Genomic DNA, 9,469 nt, shown 5'->3' with positions numbered 1-9,469 from the left:
CGCAGCCGGTCGCCGGGCAGAAGAGTGCCCTCGCGAATCTCGTCCAGCAGGCGCTGATACGCAGAATTGCCTTGTGGACCAGGTTGTAAGGGAGCGTCCTGAAGGGTCATCATGTTCACGTCGCTTTTGCTGCATCCAAGTGCATGCAACCGGATACAGAACGATTCGACAACAGTGATCGTCAGCCCTGCCCTTTCACCAAATTCCTATAAGCCGACGGTGACATTCCGGACCAATTTCGAAACGCCCTCGAAAACGCAGTGGAGTCTGCGTAGCCAAGCCGCAGTGCGGTTTCACCAACGGACTTCCCTGCCGGACCCAGCAGCCTCTTTGCTTCTTCCAGTTTGACGCCAGACATGACCTGAGAGGCTGATTGCCCGTAAGGGGCCAGCCGGTTGTTCAATGTCTCCCGGTGGAAACCGCACAGCCGCGCCAGTTGATCGACGCCAAATCCCGGCTCGGCCAGGTGAATCCGGATCAGGCCCTGAAGCCCGGCCAAGAAATCCTGAGGCGCATGCTGGTCGAGGGTAGCGCGTGTCAGGTCTGACGGATTCTCCAATATTTCCGGGGTCAACTGATGGCTCAGCCAGGTCGAGGGAAACCGGATCGAAAAACCCTGAGGGCTGCACATGATGGCATGAACACCATGAAAATGCCTGGGTAGCACGTCAGGTTCGCTGACCCGTAAAATGATCTGGCTCGGGTCCCATCTGAAATCCAGAACCCGATGCAGCAATGATATCCAGATGCTTGCCAGAAATGCGTCGGTCTGCCCGGGCGAAACCGAAAGCTTGAAATTCCGCTTGGCACTGAAATAGGCGTGCTCGCCTTCCACAAGCAGCGATTGCGTGACCGCATTGGATTCTTTCGAGACGGCTTGAGTGTAGCGCGTAAAAAAGTCGCCCAGCGTCAACGCCTTGGCCAACATGTCACCAAGAGGCAGAAACCGAACAAGGTCGATTGATTGACCAACTTGCGCGCAGAAATCCGGTGATGTTGCGTCAGCAGCGGCTTGATGGATTTTATAGATCGTCTCGTGTGGCAGGAAATTCTGGCGATCCATCACCTGAGCTTCGCTCACGCCCAGCGGGTCCAAAACAAAAGCCGGTTCAACACCGGCGCCACGCAAAGCAGCTACAACGGGTGCAGCAACCGATGCCCGGACCAGCGGCAACGCCTTCTTTGTTTTTTGCTCAAATGCGTCCATGTCGCCCTCAAATATCACGAAGTTTATGACAGAAAGACAGCAAACACACAGAAAAGGCGCCGAAAGCTTGCAGAATGCCAAGTCAATTTGGCCGGACCGGTCATATTGTCAGGCAATTTTCAGCGGTCAGTCTAAAATCACATTCATAAATCAACATTTGTGATTCGCGATTGGAGAGCCGCCATGACGCTTGGATTAAAGGAAATACTGTCTGCTACAGCGGTCTTTGCAAGTCTGGCGATCGCGAGCCAGGCTTGTGCGCAGGAAGAAAACTTCCCGATCCTCTTTACCAACGTGCACGTGTTTAACGGTGTCGATGAACAGCGCATTGAGAACGCAAACGTTCTGGTCGTGGACAATCTGATTGCCGAGGTATCAGCGGAACCGTTGGCCGTCGCCAATGCCCAGATCATTGACGGTGGTGGGCGAACGCTGATGCCGGGCTTGATCGATGCGCACGTACATATGGCAATCACCGAGCCCGTCGCGGACCTGAGGGACAATTTTGACTGGATGTACTGGGGCGCAGTTTCCACAATTGAGGCCGAGAAGATGCTGCTACGTGGTTTCACAACCGTTCGGGATGCGGGTGGCCCGGCAATTGGTCTGCAAAAAGCGATAGACCGCGGCAAGGCCGTGGGCCCAAGGATTTACGCATCGGGGCCGGTCATTTCGCAGACTTCCGGGCATGGCGAGCATCGAGTCTATACCGAACCCCACCCGAACTTCATGGGGGCGCAGCCGTCTTTCTTCAACCAGCATGTCGAGTTCCTGGCCGATGGCGTGCCCGAAGTCTTACGTGCAACGCGCGAAGCGCTGCGCATGGGCGCGGTCCAGATCAAGGTGATGGCAGGTGGTGGTGTGTCATCTTCGGTTGATCCGTTGCACACCGTTCAAGGATTGCCGGAAGAGTTAGAGGCATCGGTTCGCGCAGCGGCCGATTGGGGGACTTATGTCATGGTCCACGCTTATAACGACGACTCGATCCTGCGGTCACTGGAAGCAGGCGTCATCAGCATAGAACATGGGCAACTGATGACTGAAGTATCAGCCCAGGCCATCAAGGATTCTGGCGCCTGGATTGTCCCGTTTTATTCTCTGCTTGGGCTTGATGAGGAAGTTGTCAAGAAGGCGCTTGGCCCGGCAGCGGCGCCCAAATTCCTTGATGTTCAGGCCGGTGCGCGCAACCAGATGAAACTGTTGAAAGAGTACGAGATCGAAAACGTTGCATTCTCAACCGATATCATCGGCGACCCGGTGGCTCTGACCAAGCAGAATGACGAGTTCAAATACCGGCTGGAGGCGTGGACTTCACATGAAATCCTACAACAGGCCACGTCAAAATCGGCCGCACTTCTGGCACTTTCAGGAAAACTCAACCCCTACACGGCAGGCCCGCTGGGCGTGATCGAACAGGGCGCATATGCCGACCTGCTGCTGGTCGAAGGTAACCCGGTCGAGGATGCCGAGATCCTGGTGGATTACACCAAAAACATCGATCTGATCATGAAAGATGGCGTGATCTACAAGAATACACTCGATTGAGTGTCGCGCGGGGTGAATTTACCTCGGCATCCCGCGCCCCCTTTTTTTGACAAATGGGAGTACTGACACGTGAAAACACTGGCCCCACTGACAGCAATCGCTGGACTTGTTTCCTTGGCAGCAAGCAGCGCGTTGGCGCAGGACGCGCCCGCACAAACCTTGTTCACCAACGTGCATATCTTTGACGGAATTAGTGAAGAGCGGATTGAAAACGCGAATGTTCTGGTTGAAGGCAATCTCATAAAGACAGTCTCGATCGACGGTATTGATGCGCCTGATGCGACGCTTGTTGACGGGGGTGGTCGCACGCTGATGCCCGGATTGATAGACAGTCATGTGCATCTCTACGCGACAGGGCTCGTGCAGTCCTTCTCGGGTCTTCAGGCCGCCAAATGGGATCAGATCGGGGCCACCGCGGCTGAAAATGCCCGCGACTATCTCTACGATGGTTACACCACGGTTCGGGATACCGGCGGAATGGGATCAGGTCTGCGCGAACTGATCGACAAGGGGATTGTAGACGGGCCACGCATCTATGCGTCAGGTGCCGCCATCGGCCCGACATCCGGACATGGTGACTGGCGTAACCCCGAGCAGCGAACCTTCAACATGGGATCGGACGACGTCGCCAATACGTTCAACCTGTCCTATATTGCTGATGGCGCCGAAGAAATCCGGAAGGCATCGCGGCTTAACTTCGCGCACGGGGCGAGTTTCCTGAAACTGATGGCTGGGGGCGGTGTGTCATCCGAGCTCGATCCGCTCTGGTCCGTTGCCTACAACGTTGATGAGATTTCAACAGCGGTTGAGGCTGCGTCCTTCTTTGATACCTACGTGACTGTCCACGCCTATACTGACGAAACGGTCACAATGGCTCTGGACGCGGGCGTCAAATCGCTGGAGCACGCTCAGATGGTGAGCGAGGAGACCGTCAAACGCATAGCGGATGAAGGTATCTTCTGGGCCCTGAATGTGGCTGGAATGGACCCGGCGCTGCTCGACCATCCGAATTTCTCGATGCCGACGGTGAAACCGAAACTGGAAGAATATCTGGTCGGGTCAGAAAACGTCATTGAGTACATCAAGAAGTACAAACCCAAGATCGTGCATAACGTCGACACCGTGCTGTCCACCATCGGATTTGGCCGCGCGCACCGCGACTTTGAAAAGTACTATTTCGCTGAATTGCTGGGGAACCACGCTTTCCTGGTCGCGGCCACATCAACTGGTGGCGAACTCGCCCAACTGACAGGGCGGCGGAACCCCTATCCCAATAAGCTGGGTGTGATCGAAGAAGGGGCCTATGCCGACATTCTGATCGTCGACGGAAACCCGCTGGAGGACCTGTCGGTTCTTGGCGCAAATCCGAAGTGGTTTGATGCACCTGCGCGTGATCGAGGGTTCGAGACCATTCGGGTGATCATGAAAGACGGCGTCTTCTACAAGAATACACTCGAATGAGCAGAGTATGCGGAAAAATAGCCCCTGCGCCTTGCGTCGTCGATCCTGAACAGGGGAGCGATCAATGAACAAGGCAATCGCAGCAGCTCTTTGCATATTTGGAATAGGCGTTGCTGGAGCATCAGCAGAAGAAGCCCACAGCCGATACTACCTGGGGATCGGGGAACCAAACCCCGATGCCTGGCAAATCATGATCGACAATCCGACCAACCGGGAAAAGGACATGGGCACTGCCCTCGCCGCAATGGGCGGTGAGATGATCAGCTATTTCTGGGGACTGGCAGATGGCAAGAACTACATCACCGTCCGTTTCCCGGACGATCCGGGCATGGTGCAGGCCATGTATATTTCGCGTCTGAGTCAGGGGGTTCTGAAAGACTACACCTTCATCGAACTGATGACGAGCGCGGACATGGTCGAAGCCCTGAAGCGCGTGCCGGAAATTTCAACGCCGGTCGAATGAAGCCGGGAAGCAAAGGAACAATCTATGAAGATCGCATACGGAATTCTTGCAGCCTTAGCAGTTGTGCTTTTCATCCTTGGAGGCAGCGATGCCCATGCCAAAGACAACAAGGGTAAAAAGCCGAACAAGGGGGGCAAGAACGGTGATGTCAGCATTCAGATAGAAGACAAACCCGGCAAAGGCCCAAAGGCTGTGCCGCCCGGTCAGATAAAGCGCTACACGCGCGGTGCCAAACTCCCGTCTGACCTTGAGTTCGAGGATATTGGGGACCTTTCAAAATGGAAGCTGGGGGAGCCGGGCAAAGGAAACCGCTACATTCTGGTCGATGACGAAGTCCTCGAAGTTACGAATGATCTGTCTACCGTTGTCGATGCGGTCGGCATCGTCGGTGATCTTCTCAACTAGACGAAAGTACAATGTTTCAGGGCAAGAACTACCTCGTTTGTCCTGAAGCTGGCCGGGGCGATCATTCTGTGAACCCCGGCCCAAGTTCAAAACTCAGATCCGAGGCGCTACGACGATAAAGCCCCTTCTTGTACTTTTTTGCACTTGCAACAGGTATGACCACACGCGGTGCAGTTGCGAATTGTTAATCGTTCACCGGACGAAAGAGGAGCATATTACAATGAGACTCTCTTATGCTGTGATTGCTGCATTCTTTCTGGCTTTGCCGGTTCATTCGGAAGTCGCACGTATCGAGTGGTCAGACTTGATCGATGAAACTGCTCAGAACTATGAAGATCCGTTCGTCGAATTGACCGGCAAACAGCTTAGCGCGCTTCGCAAATTGGTCCGGTTGCGCGCGCAGCAAGAAAAAGGTGGGTCGACGCCAGAACAGGTTGACCAGATTCAAGTGGATCTCGAGGCTACCGAAGCAACCCTTGCTGAGGACGGCGTTGATGCGGACTGGCTGATTTCCCAACGCTGGATTGTGATGGAACGACGTGAGACGGCGGGCACGGCCGCCAACATCGACATCGATGGTGCAACCGTTTCGTTGGGTGGATTTGTGATCCCGGCACCCCGCGACGAAGATGGCTCCCAAATGGCGTATATCGTGCCCGAACGTGGAATGTGCAACCATGTTCCACCTCCGCCCCCGAACCAGATGGTACGTTTGCGCCTGAGTGATTCATGGACGCCATCGACGGTCTACGAGCCCATCGTTGTAACCGGTCAAATCAGGATTGAGCCGACGCAGAAGGAAATGCTGGTTGTTGATGGTCCCGTCCTCATGAAGGCTGCGTTTACTTTGGAGGTCGATGACGTTCAGACTTTTGGACCAACCAAGACATCCGAAGAGGCGACCACCAATAGGGCAAGTGTGCTGATGGGAAGAACAAAAGCGACTGGCGGGGCTACCAGAGACGATGAGTGACACGAGCCAATTGACCTGAATAAGGTTCAGAACGGGCGTTCAGTTTGGTGGGCGGAATATCTGCACGAGAGACTGAACGGCGAAAGCGGCGATAGGGGAGCATATGAGGGTTTGGCTATTTAGAATAATTGGGCTTGTGGCATTACTTGCATTCGCAGCAGTCGCATTTGTTTGGTTATTGCTTGCTGCTCCGATGTTCTCGGACTTGCGGCGCGACCTTGTAGAAAGAGTTCTTTCGGAACAAATTGGTCGACCACTTCTAGTAAACGATGATGTAAGCGTCGCGCTTGGCCGCATTAGTCACATTTACGTCGGTGGTGTGGTCATCCCGAGCCTGACAATGCCGGACTCACCCCTTGTTGAATTGAACCTGCTGGAATTGGAGCTGGACATTGCCGCTTTGACCAATGGGCGTCTGCATTTTGACAATCTGGTCGTGGAAGGCCTGCAGGCGAATATTCTTACAGCCGCAGACGGCACAACAAGCTGGCGAAAAGGCAATCCAACACCCAAGCCCGCGTCCGAGGAACCTGTATCAGCGGAGGATCAAAAAGACGTCGCCAGCGCTGATAGTGCCAGTGAGAGTGACACAGAAGGCAGTGGAATCCTGAACTTCCTGAGCGACAAGAACGTCCGTTTCACATCAATAGGGTTAAACATCGATGACAAGGTCTCGGGCTTCTCGTTTGTGTTTGACCTTCAGTCCCTCGCGCTCGAACAAGTAGATAGTGGACAACGGTCAAAGGTCTCTGGTTCCGGCTCCGTCAACGGTCAGGGTTTCGAAATCGAAGGCGACTACCCCCATGAAGCGCCATTTACGACGCGCGCCAGCTTTGGCGAAATGACCGTAAGCTACGACGGCGAGCCATTGGCGGAAGACGAAGGTGGCGGCTATCGCGCAGTCTTAGAGATGGACACCGGAGAATTTGGTGATTTTCTGGACGTCATTGGATTGGAACGGGTTTTGGAAGGCAATGGCCAGTTGCAAGCTGAACTCGTGTCTCAGGACGCCCTGAAGATCGAAGCGTTTACAAGCACCGTAAGCCTTGAGGATGGGCAGAAACTTGAAGCTGAGGGTTCCATAGATGATCTCTACACTGCTCAGGGCGTCGATCTGCTTTTCAACGCACGGCTTCATCCGGAAGGGCAGCCGCCGCCAGCAGCAAAGAGTATTCAGGAGCTGAAATTCACAGGCTTTGAAATGCATATGGTCGGATCGCTGGCTTCCTTCGAATTCGAGAAGTTGCTGTTCCAGACCAATGCGTTTGACCAAGGGCTGGACGTAATCGGCCCAGCTTCAATCGAAAGCATTCGCCGCATGCCGGACGGCCGGCTCGCCATGCTGGGAATTGCCTTGCAAGCCGGGCCAATTGAGGAACCGGTCCTCAAAGCCGAAGGTGAAATCCTCGACCTGCTTCAGCTTCAGGACGTAACATTCGATGGTGTGTTGAACGGGCCTGCCAAGTTGATTTTGCCCAACCTCGAAGAAGACTATGTTTACCAATTCGGCGGCATCAAAGCCGATTTCAACATATCCAATGCGGGCGGGCCGGTTTCACTCAACAGGTTTAACGCGACCACTTACGACACCGATCTCTGGGCGCTGGATCTTGCGCTATCAGTTAACGAGCTCAAAGGGCTCGCTGGTCTTGATTTTGACGTGGAACTGGATGTCGACGACGGTGCGCAGTTTCTGACCGCGCTCAACTTGCAACCTGTCGAAATCGGCGCTCTGGCGATCGATGCTGAAACCTCCAGGCAGGGCGAAGACTTTGATGCCGCAATCGAGTTCGAAGCCGGGTCTTCGCATCTTCTTGCCGCTTTGGATGCGCGGTTTCCCGAAGGTGCATCCGTCGTTCGGGGCAACATTACGAGCGAGAGGCTCGATCTCAACGACCTGAAGACCCTCACCGCCGTACTGGACCAACTGAAGGGCCTGGTAGGCGAGGCCTCGCAAAAACCTGAAACCGAGGTTCAACCCTTGGTTCTACCGAAGGAGACAAATGTCCAGCCCTTGGTGTTGCCAAAAGAAAAAGGGAAACCTGCCGATCTTCTGGATGTGCAGCGCGTGCTGCGAGAAGCTGACGTCGAGGTGCTGATCGAATTCAAAGAGATTGTAGGCCAGCAAGGCGTTACATCTGTTTCAAGCCAATTGTCTGCCAAAGAAGGAACCGTGGATTTCGGCCCGCTCCAGATGGCTTATGGTGGCGGAAACTTCAGCCTGCGTGCAGTCATGGATCTGATTGACTCACCTGATTGGCTTTCCTTGTCAGGATCGACCTCGGGATGGGAATTCGGTGAGATCCTTGATGAATTGGGCATAGGTATTGATGCCTATGGGCGATTGAGCGGTGAGTTCAACGTTTCTGGCAGTACCGCCTCGGGCAAGGCCTTCGTCAACTCGATGCGCGGCAATGCGTCTTTGTCGATGTCGCAAGGTTACATTAGTACCAGTCTACTGGAACTGGCCGGGCTGGGTATTTTCCCGTGGCTGTTTTCAGAAGAATTCAGACAAGGCTACACCGACATCACGTGCGTGGTCGCCCCGGTTGATATCCAGGCCGGGCGGGTCAGCTCAAACTCCATCGTCATTGAAACGGGATCAGTTCAATTGGTTGCAAGGGGGCAAGTGGACTGGCTGAACGATACGATAGCAATACGAGCGGAGCCGCGGCGCGTGGGTAAACCCCTTTCCCGAAGCGCCTGGCCCTTTGATGTGACTGGCCCGCTTTCGTCGCCAAAATTCAAGCTGGATGTGGGCGGGTCCAGAAACAAGGCTCCGGGCGGTGCTGATGAAATGCCTGCCGAAAGGCAGCCATGTGTGCCAGACATCAATCAATTGGAATAATCGGGCGCGTCCTAGTTCTTCAGCGGTTCCGGCTGTTCGGCCTGACATGCCAGAACGGCCTCAATGGCTTTGGCAGACCCGCTGAGATCAAGTTCCACCTCGGCCCCACTTTCACCAATGATCGTAACGCTTTGGCGTTTTCCAAACTCGGTTACAAATGCCGGGTTGTCGAAAAAGGCGTAGCCACCGGGCACGCCATTCTTGAAGACACCAACCGCTTCACCTTCGAATTTCGCATCACCAAAATCGAATTGTACAATCCCTGTCGCCCCGTCCTCGATTTGAACCCACGCCGGATTAAAGGCGGCAAAAAAGCCACCGGCCTGATTGGGTGCCGCGCCGATTTCAACGGTCATGTCATTTTCAAACGGTTTCCACGCAAGACAGCCGTTGCCCTTTTCGGGATCAATCAGAATTGTCCAGTCCCCGGATTCGCCCCACCGTTCCATACCGGCGGCCCACGCCGCGCCAGTGGAGATCAATGCCATTGCTGTCAACACCAACTTCTTCATTCGATACTCCACACTAGTTTCGAAAGTATAAGCTGCGTTCAGAGTATCGCGCGGG

General features: G+C 54.6%; 8 protein-coding genes. 6 read left to right on the top strand and 2 right to left on the bottom strand.

Annotated features, from left to right (window positions below; all coding sequences use genetic code 11):
- Window positions 1–181 precede the first annotated feature (181 nt).
- A complete protein-coding gene (locus ACR0MO_RS18880) occupies window positions 182–1,207 on the bottom strand; it encodes a helix-turn-helix domain-containing protein (RefSeq protein ID WP_480586053.1) in 1,026 nt (341 codons plus the stop codon).
- A 183-nt stretch (window positions 1,208–1,390) separates the two neighbouring features.
- Here ACR0MO_RS18880 and ACR0MO_RS18875 point away from each other — a divergent pair, with 183 nt between their 5' ends.
- The 6 genes from ACR0MO_RS18875 (at window position 1,391) to ACR0MO_RS18850 (ending at window position 8,902) form a co-directional block, all read left to right on the top strand.
- Window positions 1,391–2,752 (top strand): metal-dependent hydrolase family protein, encoded by a 1,362-nt coding sequence (locus ACR0MO_RS18875; RefSeq protein ID WP_480627213.1) that lies wholly within the window; start codon window positions 1,391–1,393, stop codon window positions 2,750–2,752.
- 114 nt (window positions 2,753–2,866) lie between these two features.
- The gene (locus tag ACR0MO_RS18870; protein WP_480892768.1) at window positions 2,867–4,213 is read left to right on the top strand and encodes a metal-dependent hydrolase family protein; all 1,347 of its coding nucleotides are present in this window, start codon (window positions 2,867–2,869) and stop codon (window positions 4,211–4,213) included.
- A gap of 64 nt (window positions 4,214–4,277) precedes the next feature.
- On the top strand, window positions 4,278–4,676 hold the full coding sequence (locus ACR0MO_RS18865; RefSeq protein WP_480892765.1) for a hypothetical protein: 399 nt from the start codon (window positions 4,278–4,280) through the stop codon (window positions 4,674–4,676).
- A 24-nt stretch (window positions 4,677–4,700) separates the two neighbouring features.
- The gene (locus ACR0MO_RS18860; protein WP_480612407.1) at window positions 4,701–5,081 is read left to right on the top strand and encodes a hypothetical protein; all 381 of its coding nucleotides are present in this window, start codon (window positions 4,701–4,703) and stop codon (window positions 5,079–5,081) included.
- Window positions 5,082–5,301: 220 nt separating this feature from the next.
- Window positions 5,302–6,054: a DUF3299 domain-containing protein gene (locus ACR0MO_RS18855; protein WP_480892761.1), complete on the top strand. Its 753-nt coding sequence runs from the start codon at window positions 5,302–5,304 to the stop codon at window positions 6,052–6,054.
- Between the two features lie 136 nt (window positions 6,055–6,190).
- Entirely contained in the window at window positions 6,191–8,902 is a 2,712-nt protein-coding gene (locus tag ACR0MO_RS18850) for an AsmA family protein (RefSeq protein WP_480892759.1), read from the top strand.
- An 11-nt stretch (window positions 8,903–8,913) separates the two neighbouring features.
- Here the strand turns inward: ACR0MO_RS18850 and ACR0MO_RS18845 are convergent, their stop codons facing one another.
- Window positions 8,914–9,414 (bottom strand): hypothetical protein, encoded by a 501-nt coding sequence (locus ACR0MO_RS18845; RefSeq protein WP_170455716.1) that lies wholly within the window; start codon window positions 9,412–9,414, stop codon window positions 8,914–8,916.
- Window positions 9,415–9,469 lie beyond the last annotated feature (55 nt).

This window comes from Ruegeria sp. K5 (genome assembly GCF_056531805.1).
This window is presented reverse-complemented; position numbering and strand designations above follow the sequence as displayed.